This window comes from Bradyrhizobium sp. CSS354 (assembly GCF_029051725.1).
GTDB lineage: Bacteria > Pseudomonadota > Alphaproteobacteria > Rhizobiales > Xanthobacteraceae > Bradyrhizobium.
The window spans coordinates 266,764-284,571 of the sequence record NZ_JAACFU010000007.1 but is presented as its reverse complement, the minus strand read 5'-3'; the positions used below and the strand labels follow the sequence as shown (position 1 = coordinate 284,571).

General features: G+C 64.6%; 20 protein-coding genes. 6 read left to right on the top strand and 14 right to left on the bottom strand.

Annotation, left to right across the window (positions count from 1 at the left end; all coding sequences use genetic code 11):
• Nucleotides 1–18 precede the first annotated feature (18 nt).
• Together GWG67_RS19655 and GWG67_RS19650 are read left to right on the top strand one after the other, a co-directional pair.
• A complete protein-coding gene (locus tag GWG67_RS19655) occupies nucleotides 19–1,404 on the top strand; it encodes an MATE family efflux transporter (protein WP_275170982.1) in 1,386 nt (461 codons plus the stop codon).
• A 104-nt stretch (nucleotides 1,405–1,508) separates the two neighbouring features.
• Nucleotides 1,509–1,943: a DUF2147 domain-containing protein gene (locus tag GWG67_RS19650; RefSeq protein WP_275170981.1), complete on the top strand. Its 435-nt coding sequence runs from the start codon at nucleotides 1,509–1,511 to the stop codon at nucleotides 1,941–1,943.
• Between the two features lie 4 nt (nucleotides 1,944–1,947).
• On the opposite strand, the gene GWG67_RS19645 is transcribed toward GWG67_RS19650, so the two are convergent.
• Nucleotides 1,948–3,087, bottom strand: a complete 1,140-nt coding sequence (locus tag GWG67_RS19645; protein ID WP_275170980.1) for a DUF3095 domain-containing protein — start codon at nucleotides 3,085–3,087, stop codon at nucleotides 1,948–1,950.
• A gap of 223 nt (nucleotides 3,088–3,310) precedes the next feature.
• On the opposite strand from GWG67_RS19645, the gene GWG67_RS19640 reads away from it, so the two are divergent.
• On the top strand, nucleotides 3,311–3,688 hold the full coding sequence (locus GWG67_RS19640) for a ribbon-helix-helix domain-containing protein (protein WP_275170979.1): 378 nt from the start codon (nucleotides 3,311–3,313) through the stop codon (nucleotides 3,686–3,688).
• 4 nt (nucleotides 3,689–3,692) lie between these two features.
• On the opposite strand, the gene GWG67_RS19635 is transcribed toward GWG67_RS19640, so the two are convergent.
• The 10 genes from GWG67_RS19635 to GWG67_RS19590 form a co-directional block, all read right to left on the bottom strand.
• On the bottom strand, nucleotides 3,693–3,902 hold the full coding sequence (locus tag GWG67_RS19635; RefSeq protein WP_275170978.1) for a hypothetical protein: 210 nt from the start codon (nucleotides 3,900–3,902) through the stop codon (nucleotides 3,693–3,695).
• 125 nt (nucleotides 3,903–4,027) lie between these two features.
• On the bottom strand, nucleotides 4,028–4,750 hold the full coding sequence (locus GWG67_RS19630; protein WP_275170977.1) for an SDR family NAD(P)-dependent oxidoreductase: 723 nt from the start codon (nucleotides 4,748–4,750) through the stop codon (nucleotides 4,028–4,030).
• A complete protein-coding gene (locus tag GWG67_RS19625) occupies nucleotides 4,743–6,125 on the bottom strand; it encodes a class I adenylate-forming enzyme family protein (protein WP_275170976.1) in 1,383 nt (460 codons plus the stop codon). Before GWG67_RS19625 ends, GWG67_RS19630 begins: the two co-directional genes overlap by 8 nt.
• On the bottom strand, nucleotides 6,112–6,357 hold the full coding sequence (locus GWG67_RS19620) for an acyl carrier protein (protein ID WP_007597226.1): 246 nt from the start codon (nucleotides 6,355–6,357) through the stop codon (nucleotides 6,112–6,114). Before GWG67_RS19620 ends, GWG67_RS19625 begins: the two co-directional genes overlap by 14 nt.
• Before the next feature lie 140 nt (nucleotides 6,358–6,497).
• Nucleotides 6,498–8,312 carry a long-chain-acyl-CoA synthetase gene (locus GWG67_RS19615; protein WP_275170975.1) on the bottom strand — a complete coding sequence of 605 codons (1,815 nt, stop codon included), beginning with the start codon at nucleotides 8,310–8,312 and terminating at the stop codon, nucleotides 6,498–6,500.
• Between the two features lie 357 nt (nucleotides 8,313–8,669).
• Nucleotides 8,670–8,939 carry a DUF3551 domain-containing protein gene (locus GWG67_RS19610; protein ID WP_275170974.1) on the bottom strand — a complete coding sequence of 90 codons (270 nt, stop codon included), beginning with the start codon at nucleotides 8,937–8,939 and terminating at the stop codon, nucleotides 8,670–8,672.
• 33 nt (nucleotides 8,940–8,972) lie between these two features.
• The gene (locus GWG67_RS19605; protein ID WP_275170973.1) at nucleotides 8,973–9,254 is read right to left on the bottom strand and encodes a DUF3551 domain-containing protein; all 282 of its coding nucleotides are present in this window, start codon (nucleotides 9,252–9,254) and stop codon (nucleotides 8,973–8,975) included.
• Nucleotides 9,255–9,377: 123 nt separating this feature from the next.
• Nucleotides 9,378–11,252, bottom strand: coding sequence for a molecular chaperone HtpG (gene htpG, locus GWG67_RS19600; protein WP_275170972.1), 1,875 nt, complete (start codon nucleotides 11,250–11,252; stop codon nucleotides 9,378–9,380).
• Nucleotides 11,253–11,375: 123 nt separating this feature from the next.
• Nucleotides 11,376–11,792, bottom strand: a complete 417-nt coding sequence (locus GWG67_RS19595) for a hypothetical protein (protein ID WP_275170971.1) — start codon at nucleotides 11,790–11,792, stop codon at nucleotides 11,376–11,378.
• A gap of 250 nt (nucleotides 11,793–12,042) precedes the next feature.
• A complete protein-coding gene (locus GWG67_RS19590) occupies nucleotides 12,043–12,642 on the bottom strand; it encodes a nuclear transport factor 2 family protein (RefSeq protein ID WP_275170970.1) in 600 nt (199 codons plus the stop codon).
• A gap of 278 nt (nucleotides 12,643–12,920) precedes the next feature.
• On the opposite strand from GWG67_RS19590, the gene GWG67_RS19585 reads away from it, so the two are divergent.
• Nucleotides 12,921–13,601 carry an energy transducer TonB gene (locus GWG67_RS19585; RefSeq protein WP_275170969.1) on the top strand — a complete coding sequence of 227 codons (681 nt, stop codon included), beginning with the start codon at nucleotides 12,921–12,923 and terminating at the stop codon, nucleotides 13,599–13,601.
• An 83-nt stretch (nucleotides 13,602–13,684) separates the two neighbouring features.
• Here the strand turns inward: GWG67_RS19585 and GWG67_RS19580 are convergent, their stop codons facing one another.
• Nucleotides 13,685–14,491, bottom strand: coding sequence for a response regulator (locus tag GWG67_RS19580; RefSeq protein ID WP_007597237.1), 807 nt, complete (start codon nucleotides 14,489–14,491; stop codon nucleotides 13,685–13,687).
• A 221-nt stretch (nucleotides 14,492–14,712) separates the two neighbouring features.
• Between GWG67_RS19580 and GWG67_RS19575 the strand changes: the two genes are divergently transcribed.
• Both GWG67_RS19575 and GWG67_RS19570 read left to right on the top strand, forming a co-directional pair.
• Nucleotides 14,713–14,946 (top strand): NepR family anti-sigma factor, encoded by a 234-nt coding sequence (locus GWG67_RS19575; RefSeq protein ID WP_007597239.1) that lies wholly within the window; start codon nucleotides 14,713–14,715, stop codon nucleotides 14,944–14,946.
• Nucleotides 14,946–15,494: a sigma-70 family RNA polymerase sigma factor gene (locus GWG67_RS19570; RefSeq protein ID WP_007597240.1), complete on the top strand. Its 549-nt coding sequence runs from the start codon at nucleotides 14,946–14,948 to the stop codon at nucleotides 15,492–15,494. The genes GWG67_RS19575 and GWG67_RS19570 overlap by 1 nt, the downstream gene beginning before the upstream one ends.
• 115 nt (nucleotides 15,495–15,609) lie before the next feature.
• On the opposite strand, the gene GWG67_RS19565 is transcribed toward GWG67_RS19570, so the two are convergent.
• Nucleotides 15,610–16,308, bottom strand: a complete 699-nt coding sequence (locus tag GWG67_RS19565; protein ID WP_275170968.1) for a nitroreductase — start codon at nucleotides 16,306–16,308, stop codon at nucleotides 15,610–15,612.
• Between the two features lie 133 nt (nucleotides 16,309–16,441).
• Nucleotides 16,442–17,686, bottom strand: coding sequence for an acyl-CoA dehydrogenase (locus tag GWG67_RS19560; protein ID WP_275170967.1), 1,245 nt, complete (start codon nucleotides 17,684–17,686; stop codon nucleotides 16,442–16,444).
• Between the last annotated feature and the right edge of the window lie 122 nt (nucleotides 17,687–17,808).

The following is a 17,808-nucleotide window of genomic DNA, read 5'->3' as shown; positions in this document are numbered from 1 at the left end:
TATTCCGCGCGGTGACACATGACGATCGACGCCTCCATAGACGCCGTGCCGCCGCCTGCCCCGGTCACCTCCCCCATCGCCAGCTTGCTGACGGCACCGATCCTGCCGACGCTGCTGCGGCTCGCGATCCCCAACATGATCGCGATGGTCGGCAGCACGCTGGTTGCGATCGCCGAGACCTCCTATATCGGCCGGCTCGGCACCATCCCGCTGGCAGCGATCGCGCTGGTGTTTCCGTTCGCCATGCTGACCCAGATGATGAGCGCTGGCGCGATGGGCGGTGGCGTCTCGTCTGCGATCAGCCGTGCGCTCGGCGCAGGCGACCGGAACCGTGCGGCGACGCTGGCGCTGCATGCCGCCATCATCGGCCTCTGCGGCGGGCTTTTCTTCACGGTGACGATGCTCGTCTTCGGCCGCTCGTTCTTCACGCTGCTGGGCGGGCGCGAGCGCGTGCTCGAGGAAGCCAGCGGCTATTCGCAAATGCTGTTCTCCGGCGCGGTCGCGATCTGGCTCGTCAACACGCTGGCCTCGGTGATCCGCGGCACGGGCGACATGCGTCTGCCCTCGATGGCGCTGATCGGGACGAGCGTGCTCCAGATCGCGCTCGGCGGCACGCTGGGGCTCGGCCTGTTCGGTGTGCCGCAATTCGGCATGCCAGGTGTCGCTGCCGGGCAGTTGATCGCGTTCACCTGTGCTGCGATCTTTTTCCTCTGGTATCTCTGGTCCGGCCGCAGCCGGCTGCCGCTGGATTTCCGCGCCTTCCATTTCGATCGCGCGTTGTTCTTCGACATCCTCAAGGTCGGCGCGGTCGCCTGCCTGTCGCCGCTCCAGACCGTGCTTACCATTTTGATCTTCACCAAGATCCTGGCGACCTTCGGCACCGAGATGCTGGCCGGCTACGGCATCGGCTCGCGGCTGGAATTCTTGCTGATCCCGATCACCTTCGCCTTCGGTATCGCATCGGTGCCGATGGTCGGCATGGCGATGGGCGCCGGACAGGTGAAACGCGCGCGTCGCGTGGCCTGGACCGCGGCCGCGGCCTCGGGAATCACAGTCGGCCTGATCGGGCTCGTCATCGCGCTCGATCCGTCACTGTGGGTCTCGCTCTTCACCAGGGATCCCGGCGTTGCTGCCGCCGCGCACAGCTATTTCCACTGGGCAGGCCCGACCTTCGTGTTCTTCGGCATGGGCGTGTCGCTGTATTTCTCCTCGCAAGGCGCGGCGCGCGTCGGCGGTCCCGTGCTCGCCTCCACAGCGCGGCTACTGATCGTCGCGATCGGCGGCGGCGGCCTCATGCTGGCACAGGCTCCAGCCTGGACCCTGTTCGCGCTGGTCGGCGGCGCCATGGCGGTGTTCGGGCTTTCGACCGCAGGCTCGGTCGCCTTGGTGCGCTGGGGCAAATGAGCGCAGGTTACACGCAGGCAAATAAACGCAGGAATGTGATTCCATCCAGCGTTGCACTATCCTGCTGGGCTGCTATGGAGGCGCTCCATTTCGGGGCTCTCTCCATGACTTCCAGATTCGCTGCTCTCATCCTCCTTCTGGCTGCGCTCCTTGGCGCGACTGCCGCCCATGCGCAGAGCGTCGACGGGACCTGGCTGACCCAGGCCGGCGATGCCCGCGTCAAGATCGGCAAATGCGGCGGCGACATCTGCGGCAACGTCGTCTGGTTGCGTGAACCCCACGACACCGCGACCGGCCTGCCTGCCACCGACAGCAAGAATCCCAATCCCGCCCTCGCCAGGCGCCCGATGATCGGCTTGCCATTGTTCAGCGGCATGCAGCCTTCAGGGCCGAACAAATGGTCGGGCCAGATCTACAATGCCGACGACGGCAGCACCTATGCGAGCAGCGTGACGGTGACATCAGCGGATTCGCTGCGGGTCGAAGGCTGCGTTGGTGCGCTCTGCGGCGGCGAGACCTGGACGCGCGCGGGGCGCTAGCGCTTCACGCCATCATCGCCTTCAGCGCCGTCGCAGCCGAGGCGTAGCCGCCCCGCGCGCCGTCGATGAAATGGACGTGGTCGCTGCGCAGCGGCGACGGGGTGAAGCAGGTCATCATCGCGGCGTCCTGCTGGTGGAGACCGTAGCGCACGATGCCGTCGCGCGCGGCAGTCGCGAGACGATCGCTGAGGGCGCGCTCGAGCTCCGGCGTACAGTCGAGGATCATGCGCAGGCCGTCGTCATATTTTCGGAAGTCGGAGTTCTCCACGACCTGCCGCGTATAGAGCTTCGGCACGAAGCCGCCGACCTTGAGATCGAAGCGCATGATCAGGTAGACGAAAAGCGTGTAGGCCAGCACCCGGGCGCGGCGTGCGAGCAGCGACCCCCCGCGCATGGTGCGCGCCTCATATTCCAGTCCCTGCGGCGGCCATGTCAGCGGCGGCCCTTGCGGCGGCACGGGCCGACCGGCGTCCGGGCTGCGCTCGACGAGATGGATGACGTCCTCGATCACCTTGCGGAAGACCCGCGGGTCGGCGCCCAGAGCCGGCATCACCAGCACCGACAAGATGAGGCCGCGCGCGGCCGGCATCACTTCGAAACGGCAGGACAGGCCGGAGAGATCGGGCTGCGTGCCCGCGGGCGCTTCCGCGACCGCGAACTCACCGCGCTTCATCGCCGCATCAGCCCAGGCGAGCCCGCCACCGGAGAACATCGCATAGGACAAATTGGCCGATGGACCGAAGCGCGCGACGCGCACGTCGAGGCCCTGAGCGCGGATGGCCCTGACCGGCACCAGCGCGACACGCATCGTCAGATCGAGATCCTCCCGCACCCAGGTCGCGGTCGCGGCCAGCGCTTCGTGCGCGCGGTTGAGATCACCCGGCGCGACCGCGAAACTCGCGCCGTCGCCGCCGAACACGAAGGGAAATTCGCGTCCCTCCAATGCGTTCGTCACCGCCGCGATCACGGCGGCGCCGGCCATGTTCACCGCCTTGTAGCGCTGCGCCGCGATAGCGTTGGTGGAATCCACGATGTCGGCAACGCCGACGCTCCAGTCGTCGGGCAGCGGCGAATACAAAGCAGGGTCCATCAGGCTGGTGAAGCCGCGAAAGACCGGAATGCCGCTATAGAACGCTGATGTCATCGGATGATGCCAGATCGTTGGGACGCACGTCCAAAGAGACATACGTAGTAGAATCGATTCGGGTTCGCCAGGCGCGCCCTTGCAACCATTGGCCGAAATAGAACCGGACAACAAGATGAGGGCGCGCTGCAATGCCACACAAGGTCATTGATCGGCATCAAACAGCTGCGCGCAAATGGCGTCTAGTCTCGATGATCTGACATGGTAGCGCGGGAACATCGACGTGTCCGACTCCGACAGGAAGGACCCCATCGCTCCGGTAAGCCGGCGCACCGGGCGTGATCCGATCAGCGCGGTGAAGATGCCGGAAAGCCTGACCGCGGCCGTCGATCATTGGGCCGAAACCCATCACCTGTCGCGCTCAGATGCCATCCGCACGCTGGTCGAGCTGGGCCTGAAGGTCGCGCCCCCGGCACTCCCGCCAGGGCACCCGCTCGCTTCGGATGCCACCAGGATCGAAGAGCTTGCGGTGCATGAACTCGAGGGACTGCTCGATCCTGCCCTGTCTGAAGACGAACGCGAGCGCCGGATCCGCCGCCTGACCGACGGCCCGCCGGAGTTCTCACACGAACGGATTGACCTGCCGAAGCACCGGACCTGAATGTCTAGTGCAGCTTCTCGTCCTGACGCTTGCGCAGCGCAGATGAGGGTCCGTCGTGGCAGCCGACCAGACGCACAAATTTCTGCGGATACATTTCGTAACCGTGATCACCGGAATTCTGATGAGACATCGGCTCGCAGTGAACGGGCTGGCCGTGAACGTCGCTTTGCTGTGCGCGCTTTGCCGACGCCTTGCCCGGGTTCGAAGCGGTCATGGACTGCTCCCTATCGATTAGGGCAGATCGGTTGACGTAAGCCAATCGATTGCGCGGCATCTTACGACCAAATCCGGATGATGTCATTGCGCCGGATCAATGCAATTGTGGCGGTGGAGTTCCGCCTACGCCGTGTTGCCCGCGTCGACCGTGAACACGGTCCCCGTCACATTGCGGCCGCCCTCCCCCAGCAGATATTCCACCATGCGCGCGACGTCGTCGGTCTCCGGCAGGCGGCGCAGCGCGCTGCGGCCGGCGATGCGCTTGCGGCTATCGTCGGAGAGATTGTGCGTCAGCTCGGTGTCGATGAAACCGGGCGCGATCGCGTTCACGGTGATGCCGAGCTTGCCGACCTCGCGCGCGAGCGAGCGGGTGAAGCCGGTGGCAGCGGCCTTGGTCGCACCATAAACGGAGAGGCCGTTATAGCCTGTCGTCGCGATGATCGAGGAGATGTTGATGATGCGGCCGGCCCCATCGGCCATCATCTGGCGCACGACATATTTGGTGAGAATGATCGGCGACAGCACGTTGAGATGCACCAGCGCCTCGATCTCGGAATTGTGCATGGTCGCGAGCAGGCCTTCGGTGCCGAGGCCGGCATTGTTGACGAGGCCGTAGATCGGGCCGAATTCGTCGCGCACGAGCTTTGCATAAGCGGGGATCGCGTCGATGACGGCGAGGTCGCAGGCGCGGAAATGCAGGCGCCCCCCCGACCCGGCAATCGCCGCCTTGAGCTCGTCGCTCTCGCGCCGCGCCGCCGCGATCACGTTGTAGCCGGCATCGACAAGCCGCTGGCCGATCGCAAGGCCGATACCGCGGCTGCCGCCGGTGACGAGAACATTATGCATCGGTGCGCGCCAGTTTGCCGGCCGGGGTGACGTCGAGCGCTTCGACGAAGCGGATCACCGCCGGCACCTTGTGGGACGCGAGCTGCGCGCGGCACTGATCCAGGATCTGGTCGCGGATCTCTTTCGCGCGCGCCGGATCGGTGCCGTCAGCAAGGATCACGTCAGCAACGACGATGCCGCCGGTGATCGGGCTCTTGCGTGACTTCGCCCGGGACATCCGCACGCCGGGATGACGATTGATCACCGCCTCGATCTCTTCGGGGTGAACCTTCAGCCCACCGATATTGATGATGCCGCCGCGGCGGCCGACGAAATAGTAGCGGTCGCCGCGCAATTCGACGATGTCGCCGCTGTCGACATACCCGTCTGTGTCGGTGAGTGCAGCCGCCTCGCGCCCGATATAGGCGTGCGCGGTGCGCGTCGAACGGATGCGGAGCGAGCCGTCGACGACCTTCATCTCGACGCCGTTACGGTTGCCGAGATAGTCGGCCGGAAAGCCTTCCAGCCCGTCATTGACGGCAAAGCCGACACCGGCTTCGGTGGATGCATAGGCATGGCCGACGGAGGAATTCGGGAACGCCGCCTTTAGGCCGTCCAGCACCGCCTGGTCGGCGATCTCGCCGGAGAGGCGGACATAGCGCGGCGCGAACTGCGCGGCCGAGCCGCTCATCAACAGCTTGCGCCAGTGCGAGGGCGTACCGGAGATGTGGGAGACGCCGCGCGCGTTCAGTCGCGTGACGTGATCGCCGAGCGCCTCATGCGGATCGGACAGCACCATCGAACCGCCCGACAGGACGGCGCGGAGGAATATCTGCAGGCCGCCATAGCGGCGGATGTCGTAGAACGTCGCCCATACCGGCGCGGGTCCGCGCGCCGGGCCTTCGGCGACGATGGCGCCGGTGAGTGCTTCCAGCGTATGGCCGACGATTTTCGGCACGCCCGACGTGCCCGAAGTGAGCATGAGCCATTCCGACGCGCGTTCGGTCCTGGCCGGCGCAGTGGCTTGGAGCGGCAGCTGTGCGGTGACGACCAACGGCGCGCCGGTCTCGGGCCACCGATCGGGCTCGTCGGTGACGACGGCATCGATCCCGGCATCTGCCATCAGCGCATTGAGATGCGCGGGGTTGAGATCGGGCGGACACAGCAGCATGCGACGGGCAATACCGTCGAGCTCGATCATGGCAAGGCCCGATCGGAGCTGGTCGGACAATTTCAGCAGCACCGCGCGGCCGGACAGCTCGCGCAGGCGGCCACCCAGGACCGTCTGCGACAGGATATCCGTCAGCGACACGACATCGTGCGCGTCCGACAGCGTGCGTCCCGTCAGCTCCGCGCCGAGATGATCGCGCAGCGCAAAGATCTCACGCGGGGACATTTTCGTAGGCCCGCACGAAATCGCCCACGGTGGCGGGGAACGCTGCGTCCTCGGAAATGGTGAAGGGGTCGACGCCGGTCTCGTCCTCGAGGCGCGCCACCAGGATGGCGAAGGCGAGCGAGTCGAAGCCCGTCTCGTGCAGGGACAGGTCGTCCGAGAGTGCGGGAAGCGCGACGTGCTGCTCCTTGGCGATCTGCTGGATCGCTTCAATGACCTTAGACCGTACCGACATGGCTGGCTCGCTTCTGTTGTCGTTCGTGTTGCGGCGGTTCTTGATGACCGCCTCCCTTGGCCGCTTGTTTACCCGACAGAAGTAAATGGCTTCTTGGACAATTCGGATAAAATCGGACCTATCTCCAAATTTTGGCGCGGCTAGAGCCGGATCGTACCCTCGTTGATTCGCGTATAGGCCTCCGCGTCCAGCGCGACATAGGTGCCAGCCTTCGGGTCCAGCATGAACAGAGGATCGGAGACCGCGCGGGGATCAAATCCCTCGCGCGCGAGCTCGGCCTTCTTCTGCTTGAACGTCTCGGTCGCATCGAGCTCGCGCGAGATGCGTATAAAGACAGGGTGAGCATAGGCCGGCAGGCACTGTGCGAGATGGGCGGGCAGCCCCTCGAGGACGAAGCCCTCGTTGACCACGATCGCGCTCATGCCGGCGCGGCCGTCGGTGCCGGGGATGCTGACGCCATAGGTGGTGGCGTCGATCACGCCGGTGAAATCGCGCACGGCGTCGTTGACCTCCGAGGTCGCGACGTTCTCGCCCTTCCAGCGAAAGGTATCGCCGATGCGGTCGACGAAGTGGAAGAAGCCCTTCTCGTCGAGCCGCATCAGATCCCCGGTTCTGAACCAGGAATCGCCCTTGGCAAAGACATCGCGCAGTATCTTCTTTTCGGTCTCGCTCGCCTCGGTGTAACCCTCGAAGCGACCGCCGCCCTCATCCGCCGTGCCGATGCGGCCTATGGCTTCACCAGCCTCGCCGCGCGCGCAGGCGATACAAAATCCCTCTGCATTGCGCAGCGGCGCGCCGCTGTCGGGGTCGAGCTTGACGAGACCGGCAGGGAAGCGATGCGCGAGCAGCGGCGGAACACGGCCGATCGCGCCGGGCTGGCCTTCGACGTTGAACAGCGAGAAATTACCTTCCGTCGCCGCGTAGAATTCGAGGATGCGCGGAATGGCGAAACGCGCCTGAAAATCGTCCCAGATGTCACCGCGAAGGCCGTTGCCGCATACGAGCCGCAAGCGATGCCGGTTCTCGTATTCCGACGGGGGCGCCTTGAGCAGATAGCGGCAGAGCTCGCCGATATAATGAAACAACGTGCAGTCGTGGCGCACGATGTCGGGCCAGAAATTCGAGGCCGAGAATTTATCCGCGATCACCACCGAACCGCCGGCGGCGAGCATGCTGCATGGCGCGACGATGCCGCCGACCGAATGGAACAGCGGCAGGCAATCGTAGAGCCGATCCTGCGGCGTCGCGCCGGTGAGGCCGGCGAACCAAAAGCCCCAGTTGAGGATGCGGCGGTGGCTGATGCTGGCGGCTTTCGGCAGGCCGGTCGTCCCGGACGTGTAGATCAGCAGGGCCCGGTCGTCGATGGTGACGTCGCCACGCTCGCCCGGCGAAAGCGGCCCGTCATCGAGGGCGGCAAGCGCGACATCGATCGCACGCTCGCCGCGGGCATCGCCATGGGTCCAGACCTTCGCTTCCGTCTTCAGGTGCGGCGACGCGCCATCCAGCGCCTCCGCAAGCTCGTGCGCGACAATGATGTGAGCGGGCTTTGCCACTCCGATGCAATGCGCGAGCGATTGGCCTACGAGCTTGGTGTTGATCAGCGCGACCACGCCGCCGACCCGGCTGATGCCGAGCCAGGCCGCGACATAATCGATGCCGTTCGGCATGATCAGCGCGACAGTGTCGCCCTTGGCCACGCCGGCCGAGCGCGCCCACCGCGCATAACGATTGATGCGCTTCGAAAGCCCCTTATAGTCGAGGCTCGCGTCATCGGTGGCCAGCGCAATGCGATCGGGCTGGCGCTGCGCCCAATCATCGACGACGTCGGCGAACAGCCGGCCCGGCAACGTCTCGATCGTTGCGGTGAGCTCGATCGCGTTCAGCCAGATTTTCGAAGCCGAAGGTGCGCGCGCGGCTTTCGGTTGCTCGATGACGCCGATTGTCATGCCGTTCATTCTTTCGGAACGTGTCTGCTGGTTGCCGGCAGCTTAGCTCGCACGCCCTGCCCAGGTGTTAAGAGACAAGGTAAAACCGGGTTAGCGCGCGATTAACTCTAGCGATCCTTTACTAATCCGTGGGATCGGCGTGCGCGGGCACGCTCACCGGCTACGAGACGAGTTCGTTCTACGGTGTCGGCGCTCCGCACGACACGCCGGCCTCGGCGCAATCCCGCTGCACGGCAATGCAGGCGAGTTCGGCGGCATGCTGACGGCGGAGACCGACCGCTGGCGCAAGGTGTGGAGCTGTCGGGCATCCGGACGGAGTAGCGACCGCACCTGCACGCGACGCGGGAGCGCTGGATCCGCGCAGCGCTAGCCGCCGCGCTGATGGCGCAAGCGCTGCGGCGGTGCGTTGAACGGATAATACGGATTGAGATCGCAGGTGGCGGAGCGGCCTGAAGCGGTGGCACGGCATTGCGGCAGCGAGGTGAACGAGCAATCGTACCACTCCCCTCCACCGCCGTTCGCACCGGAATAAACGTGCATGCAGATGGGATAGCGCGGATCAAAGGTTTGCGCATGCGACGGCGCGGCCGTGAGCAGCACACCGACGGTCATGATCAGGCCGAATGAGCGACGCATGAAAATTTTCCCCGAAGGCCGCATTGCGGATCGCTAGTGCACGTTCTTGTGGCGCCGGCGCGGCGGCGGCGGGGGTTGGTCGAACGCATAGTAGGGATTGACGTCGCAGCTTGCCGAGCGGCCCGAGGCCGTGGCGCGGCACTGCGGCAGCGAGGTGAAGGAGCAGTCGAAATAGTCGCCGCCGCCACCGCCGAAGCCGCCGGGCATGTAGACGTGCATGCACACCGGGTAACGTGGATCGTAGGTCTGGGCGCTGGCATCTGCCGCCACGAACAGCGTGGCAATCGCAGTGAGGGTCAGGATCGGCAAACGCATGGAGAAATCCTCGAATCGTTCATGTCGGCGGCCCGGATGCCGACGATCTCGTATGGCATAACACCACGGCAGAGGCGACCGTTCCTCAGCGCACATGACGCCAAGGTGAGTGTGGTCCGACCGCTACCCGCCGAGCCCCTGCAACACCAGCCGATTCAGCCTGGCCGCAAACGCGGCAGGGTCTTCCGGCAGCTCGCCGTCCAGGATCTGCGCCTGTTCGAGCAGGAGCAGGCTGAGGTCGTCGACCGCCTTCGAGCCGGCCTGAGCCTTGGTGATCGCTGTGACCAGCGGATGGCGCAGGTTGATCTCGAGGATCGGCTTGGTGCGCATGCCCCGGTTCTGCTGGGCCAGGATGCGCTCGAGCTCGCGGCTCGGTCCCTGGCTGTCGGCAACAAGGCAGGAGGCGGAGCTGGTGAGACGCGTCGATGCCTTGACGTCGCTGACGCGCTCGCCGAGCGCGGCCTTGATCACTGCGATGGTGGCGGCCTCGTCGGCGGCCGGCTCGTCCTTCGCCTCGTCCGCCTCGTCGACGCGCGGGATCAGGTCGAGGTTGAGGTCGCCCTGGCTCAGCGACTTCAGCGGCTTGCCGTCGAACTCCGATGGCATCGAGGTCCAGAAGGCATCGACGGGATCGGACAGCAGCAGCACTTCGATGCCGCGCGCAGTCGCCGCCTCGAGCCTGGGGTTCGACTTCAGCCGCTCGATGCTGTCGCCGACGAGATAATAGATCTCGGTCTGGTTCGGCTTGAAATCGGCGATGACGTCCTTGAGCGAGCGCTTCTCGCCCGCAGTCGTGGTGAAACGCGACAGCGCGAGCAGCTTTTCGCGGCGTTCGAAATCCTCGTAGATGCCTTCCTTCAGCACCGCACCGAAGGCCTCCCAGATCTTCGCGAAGTTCTCCGGATCCTTCTCGGCAAGGCTTTCGAGCTCGGACAATACGCGGGTCGCCACGGCCTTGCGGATCTGCGCGAGCTGCGGATTGTTCTGAAGCATCTCGCGGGAGATGTTGAGCGGAAGATCCTCGCTGTCGACGACGCCGCGGATGAAGCGGAGGTAGCCCGGCAGCAGATCGGCATCGTCGGTGATGAAGACGCGGCGGACATACAGCTTGACGCGCCCCTTGCGGTTCGGCTCGAACAGATCGAACGGCTTGGTCGAGGGCGCGAACAGCAGCACGGCGTAGGAGTAACGCCCCTCCGCGCGATAATGCAGCGTCATCGCGGGATCGTCGAAGGCGGAGGCGATCTGCTGATAGGCCTTCTTGTAGTCTTCCGGCGTGAGCTCGGATTTCGAACGCTGCCACAGCGCGCTTGCAGAATTGATCTGGCGCGGTTCGCCCTCTTCAGGCACGAGCTCGATCGGGAAGAGGATATTGTCGGAATAGGCGCCGACGATACGTTCGATCTCGTAAGCTTCGAGATATTTCTTCGCATCGTCCTTGAGATGCAGGACGATCTCGGTGCCGCGCTGCACGCGGGCCGCATCCTCCTCGCTGGCGCGCGCGATCTCGAAGCCCGAGCCGCCCGAGGACGTCCAGGTCCAGACGTCGCTCTCGCCGGCGCGGCGGCTGACCACGACGATCTTGTCGGCGACCATGAAGGCGGAATAGAAGCCGACGCCGAACTGACCGATCAGGCCGAGACCCTCCTTGGCCTCCTTGAGCTTCGACACGAAGGCCTTGGTGCCGGAGCGGGCGATGGTGCCGAGGTGGTCGATCAGCTCCTGCCGCTCCATGCCGATGCCGTTGTCGGCGATCGCAAGCGTTCCGACCGTCTTGTTCGGAATGATCCGGATCTTGAGCGCGTCGCCCTCGCCCAGCAGCGCCGGACTCGCGATCGCCTCATAGCGCAGCTTGTCGCAGGCGTCCGAAGCGTTGGAGACGAGCTCGCGCAGGAAGATATCGGTCTCGGAATAGACGGAATGCACCATCAGGTGCAAAAGTTCGGAAACCTCGGCCTGGAAGGGCTGCGTATGCACAGCCGTGTCTGACGTCGTCATGCGTTTACCCGGTCAATCGAAAGGGGAAGAAACCCGGGATATAACGCGAGGGGGCAGGGGATCAAGGTCGACGTCAGCGATCGCCCTCGGGGCGGAGGGCGATTTGTCCGCAGCAAATGCCGATCAGGTCACACAGCGACCGGGCTGGAGCAGTTTTGCGACCTCGGTTAGGGAGCTGACCATCGGCTCGCAGGCGATCGTCGGCTTTTTGCGGCTCTGCTTCTGGTCCGGGAGCAGCACCGGCGGCGGCTTGGCGTTGCCGGTCTCGATCACCGCGGGGACACGCAGCAGCACCGATGTGTCGGCCAGATCATTCAGCCGCATCGACACGGTGCGGGTCGGAACCTCCGCGTGCTTGATGTCGGCGAGCCGATCGGCTTTGCTGGAGCGATTGACGTTATGGCCGGGCTTGTCAGCGACCGCCTGCCAGCGGTCGGCCAGATCATGGCCCGAGGCCAGCTGCACGGCGCCGACCTGGACGGCGCCAAGCGTCGCGGCGATCGCGACGGCGCCTAAAAATACCTTTTGAATCTGTGACATGGCTATCGGTCCCTCGCCCCATGGCGATCGCGGGAACAACGCGAGGAGAGGACCCAGAGTTCTCAGTCGTTAAGATCACTTAACCGTGTGCGAAAAGGGCACGGTCCGCGCGAAAAATTTCGCAACCGCCTGGAACGACTTTCGCGGACGGGAGTCGTCTCAACAGCCGGCTATTCCCCCCTGCCCCATAAGCCGGCGACGTAGGGCGCGACTGTGGTGATGCCAGTCGCGCCTTACTTTTGTCTGGAGTTCAGTTCGCCTTCCCCGCGAGCCACTCCCGCCCCTCCCCATAGAGCTTCTCGACCTCAGGCCCGGTGAGGCCCGGCATGTCGCGCTTGACCTTGTAGCCGATCAGCTCCTGCATGTAGGCGAGGTGTCGGTAGCCTTCGGGCAGCGCAGCAAGGGCTTTCTGGTCGAGCTGAAGTGTCGCGGCGGGATCAACCGGATCGATCCGGTCCTTCTCGTATATCGGCTGGCGGCGGACGATGCCCCATTTTCCCTGCCGCTTCTCCAGGAAATCGTAAAAGCGCCCGGTGCAGACGACGTCGCAGGGCACGTCGTGCACCGGCGCGCGCTGCGAGATGGTCATCTTGGTCTGCGCGATGGCACGCACCCCCTCGAGATCGATACTGCAGCCGCCGAGGAAATGCAGGATGCGCACGCCCTTGGCGAACCCCTCTTGGCTCACCTTCATGAAATCCCGCGCCGGCCCCTGAAACCAGGTGGCGGACATCCAGCCTTCCTCGTGCCAGACCGTGGCAAAGCGCTCCCAATCGCCGGCATCCCGCCACACCGCCCAGTTCTCGACGAGGTCGCGGATGGCGAGGCGGTCGAGGAGTTGCTGGTCCATGATGCGAAATCTCTTGGCGGCTGGAAGCGGCGATGGGTTCATCGGCCCGAGGTATCAACGGCCAATTGGGTTGTCGTCAAGCGCGCACGATGCTTTGGGTGCGTTCGAACTGCCCACAGCCAGTCCGCGCGATACGAGCAGCGAGCCTTGCAATCAACCTGACCGCGACTAATATTCGTACCCGATGCAGATGAAATTTCCCGTGCTGGCCGCGCTTCTCGGATTGCTGGCGGCTTTTCCCTCCCAAGGCGCAGACCGATTCCGTCCAGGCCTGGAAGATGAGACTGGCTGCGCACATCGCGAGCAGAACCTTCTTCCCGCCTGCCGCGATGGGGCAAACGGGTGAGGCCAAGGTTGGATTCGTTATGGATCGGTCCGGCAAACTAATATCGCGGACGCTGGCTGAGAGCGCCGGGTCTCAATCGCTCGATGCTGCTGCGCTTGCAATCGTCGAGCGCGCTCAGCCATTTCCGGAAGCGCCTTCGGAACTGACCGAGAGCTCGTTCTCTTTCACAGTCCCCATCGTCTTCCGAGGCCGCCAATTCCAGGTGCCGCCCTCCGGGTTAGTGCTGAGCAGGCCGGGTCCCGCCCTCACCGAGGGCGACGGCATGGCTGCGTGGCGCAAGACGGTAATCGAGCATGTCTGGCGCAACAGGGCGTTTCCGCCTGAGGCGATGGGTCACAGAGGCGACGCCGGTGTCACATTCGTGCTCGACCGCTCGGGCAAATTGATCTCGCACGCGTTGGTGGAAAGCACAGGCTCCCCGCCCCTGGATGCGGCAGCGCTCAGCATGGTCGAGCGAAGCGAGCCATTTCCGAAGCCGCCGCCCGAGGCGAAGGACGACCTCCAGAAGGTGACCATCCTGATGACTCTCGACGGAACGCAACCGATGAGTGGGGCATGGACGGACGAACCCAAGTTGAAGGCCAAACTTAACAGCATCTGCCGAGGCTGCTGAGTGCCGACGAACAAAAGACGGCGCGCCTTGTGGCGCGCCGTCTTCTTGTACGATGGGAGCTTGCTTACGCCGCAGGCCCTTCCTTACGCCGCCGGCACTTTCGGCGCGCGGTTGCGGGAGTTGCGCTGGAAGAACAGCGCCTGGCTCGCCACCGCCGACACCATCGCCGGCTGGAATGGTTTCGAGATCAGGAACGCCGGCTCGGGGCGCTCGCCGGTAAGGAAGCGCTCGGGGTACGCGGTGATGAACACCACCGGCACCTCGAAGGTGCGGAGCAGCTCGTTGACGGCGTCGAGGCCCGACGAGCCGTCGGCGAGCTGGATGTCGGCGAGGATCAGGCCGGGCCGCTTGTTCTTTGCCAGCGCGACCGCATCGGCGTGGGTGCGGGCTACGCCGACGACATTGTGGCCGAGGTTCTTCACCAGGCTTTCGAGATCCATGGCGATGAAGGTCTCATCCTCGATGATCAGCACGTCGGTGGCGATCTCGGCGGCCATCTCGCGCCCTGCGGCATCTGCAAGCCGGCGCGTCTCGCCGACGTCGGTGCCGAGGATATAGCCGACCTCTTCTTCCGAAAATCCCTCGAGCGAGAGCAGCAAGAAGGCTTGCCGCGGCAACGGCGTGATGTTCGACAGCCGTCGCTCCGGCGGCATCGGCAGGTTCGTCACCTCGGAATCGTCGTTGACAGACACGGAATTCCAGATCTGGGTGAACAGCCGGAACAGGCCGGCGCGCGGCCCGTGGCTCTCGTCGAGCACCGACGGATCTCCCAGCATGGCTTCCAACATGGCTGCGACATAGGCGTCACCGGAGGACTGGCTGCCCGTCAGGGCGCGTGCGTACCGGCGCAACAACGGCAAGTGTTCAGCAACAAGCTGTGAACGGGACATCCCCACTCCATATCATCTTCGGGCCGACCTTGACGTGCAGGCGTTAGGCGGGGGGCCCGGGTTCCCCTGCTGGGCTGATTACGCCCCAGACTGAGAAAAGTTCCGCATGGGGGCGGAACTTTTTCTCGCAGCTCGCATTGAGCCTATCCAGGGAACGGCTCCCGGTTGAGAGAACTTCTCGATTTTACAGTTACTTAACTCGGGGAAACGTGGAACAGGTCATGAAAGATCTCAAGTCTCAAGCCAGCAAAAGCACGACCCCCGGTAAGGGAGGGCTCACTCCGGAGATCCAGTCCCGGATTGGGCACCAGCTGCGCGCCATGTACGACGACGTGGTGCGGCAGGGGGTTCCGGACCGGTTCGCGGAACTGATCAAGAAACTTGATGCGCCGGGAGCGACACCCCAAGTGGAAAATGGTGGCGGTTCTAACGACAACAACAATGGGAGGGATTGATGCCTCTCACGGACTCCCTGCGTAACGACATCCTGGCGGCGGTGCCCAGTCTGCGCGCGTTCGCCATCTCGCTCAGCGGCAATGCCGATCGCGCCGACGATCTGGTCCAGGAGACGCTGTTGCGCGCGCTCGCCAACATCGACTCGTTCCAGCCCGGCTCCAATCTGCCGGCGTGGCTGTTCACGATCCTGCGCAACCTGTTCCGCTCCGACTATCGCAAGCGGCGGCGGGAAGTCGAGGACGCCGAAGGTAACTATGCCAAGACGCTGAAGACACAGCCCTCGCAGAACGCCCATCTCGAGTTCGAGGAATTCCGCACGGCGCTCGACAAGCTTCCGCAGGACCAGCGTGAAGCGCTGATCCTCGTCGGCGCCTCCGGCTTCTCCTATGAGGATGCGGCTTCGATCTGCGGCTGCGCAGTGGGCACGATCAAGAGCCGCGTCAACCGTGCGCGCTCGAAGCTCGCGGCGCTGCTCTATGTCGACGGCGCCGAGGATTTCGGACCCGACGAGACCATTCGCGCCGTGATCGGCGGCAGCGGCGGCTGACGGCCGGCGTCAATCGACACTGAGACCGCGATGAAGGCGGCCGCTTCCAGCGGCCGTCTTCGCACGTCTGACGTGATCACGTCTGAAACGCGATGCGGAGCCTGCGTCGCGTCGATCACTCGTCCACGAAGGTCACTGTCTCGGCCACGCTCGCACGCGACGTGCGGTAGCTGTTGACCTTGTGGGCGTTGTCGGCATAGCCGAACGAGATGCCGCAAACGATGCGGCGATCATCAGGCAGATTGAAATGGCGGCGGATCAGGCCGGAGTGGCGCGCGAGCGCCGCCTGCGGAATCGTGCCGAGCCCGAGCGCCTGCGCGGCCAGCATGAAATTCGAGGCATAGGCGCCGCAATCGATCGCACCGTAGATGCCGAGCGGCTCGTCGGTGTGGATGATGGCCACGTGCGGCGCACCGAAAAAATTGTAGTTCTCCAGCGCCTGCTTGGCATAGGCCATCTTGTCTCCACGCGCGATGCCGAGCGTGTTGTAGAGCTGAAACCCGCTCTCGCGGCGGCGTTCGAGATAGGCGCCGAGATATTCGCGCGGCGGCGTGAAATCATAGTCGTCCCCGAGACCGCCCGAAGCCTCCTTGTAGATCAGCTTGCGGAAACGCTCCTTGGCCTCGCCGCTGGCGATGACGACCTGCCAGGGCTGGCTGTTGCACCAGGACGCCGTGCGTTGTGCGGTGGTCAGCACATATTCGATCGTCGCGCGATCGACTTCCTTGGCCAGGAAGGCGCGCACCGAATAGCGCTCGTTGAGCAGCTCTTCGAGCACGCCGATGCGATTGTTCTGATTGACTGCAGCGTCCATTGCTTAAGCTCGCTTTCGTGCCCGGACGCGACGCAGCACGAAGTGATGCGGCGCTGAGCCGGGGCTTATTGTGGCCTGTCCATCGTGGCTCCTGGGTCCCGGCTCGCGCTTCGCGCGTCCGGGACACGAGATGTCACCGTCCTTTGGTCGGGATTTTGTTATACGGCACGTCCTTGTCGACGCGGATGTCGCCCGGCAATCCCAGCACGCGCTCGGCGATGATGTTGCGCAATATCTCGTCGGTGCCGCCGGCAATGCGCATCGAAGGCGAGGACAGCAGCATCTGCTGGAACTGGCCTTGCACGGTCTCCTCGTCCGCGCCGGTGAGAACGCCGGCCGCGCCCTGGAGGTCCATGGCGTAGGTTGCGATGTCCTGCAGCATCATGCCGGAGACGAGCTTGCCGATCGAATTCTCCGGCCCCGGCCGCTCGCCCTTGGACAACGCCGAGATCGCGCGGTAGCTGGTGTATTTCAACCCGCTCGACTTCACCGCCCAACTCGCGAGTTTTGAGCGCACGGCGGGATCGTCGATGGCGAGACCATCCTCCAGCATCAGATTGGAGCAGAACTCGAACATCTCGGGGACGCCGGTCGCAAGCCGCGAACCGATCGACATGCGCTCGTTCATCAACGTGGTCAGCGACACGCTCCAGCCCTCGCCGATGGCGCCGAGACGCTGGCTGTCGGGAATGACGACGTCGGTGAAATAGACCTCGTTGAACTCCTGCATGCCGTTGGCCTGCTTGATCGGGCGCACCTCGACGCCGGGGCTCTTCATGTCCAGGAAGAACATGGTGAGGCCCTTGTGCTTGGGCACATTGGGATCGGTGCGCGCGATCAAAAGGCCGTAGTCCGAATAGTGCGCGCCGGAGGTCCAGATCTTCTGGCCATTAACGACCCAATCGTCGTCCTTCTTCTCCGCGCGTGTGCGCAAGCCGGCGACGTCAGACCCGGCCGACGGTTCGGAGAACAGCTGGCACCAGATCTCCTCGCCCGCGGCCAGCTTCGGCAAATGGCGCCGCTTGGCGTCCTCGCTGCCGAACGCCATCACGGTTGGGCCGCACATGCCCTCGCCGATCTGAAACGGCTGCGTCAGCTTGCCGTAGACGCCTTCCTCCTGCTGCCAGATCACACGCTCGATCGGCGTCGCACCGCGGCCGCCATATTCCTTGGGCCAATGCAGGCAGGCCCAATTGCCTTCGGCCTTCTTCTTCTGCCAGGCCTTGCCGACATCGACGATGTCGTGGTTGGCGAGCCGGATGCGGCCAAGCGAGGATTTTGACAGCTCAGCCAAGAACTCCTTCGGCGCGTTGGCCTCGACCCATTTGCGCGCGGTCTCGCGGAATGCGGCTTCCTGCGGGGTGTCGTCGAAATTCATCTTCCAACTCTCCTCTCTCGTGCCCCGGACGCTGCGCAGCGCGAAGCGGTGCGCTGCAGAGCCGGGGCCCATCGCGGCCTTCTGGGTCCCGGCTCTGCGGCGCGGTACTTCGTACCGCACCG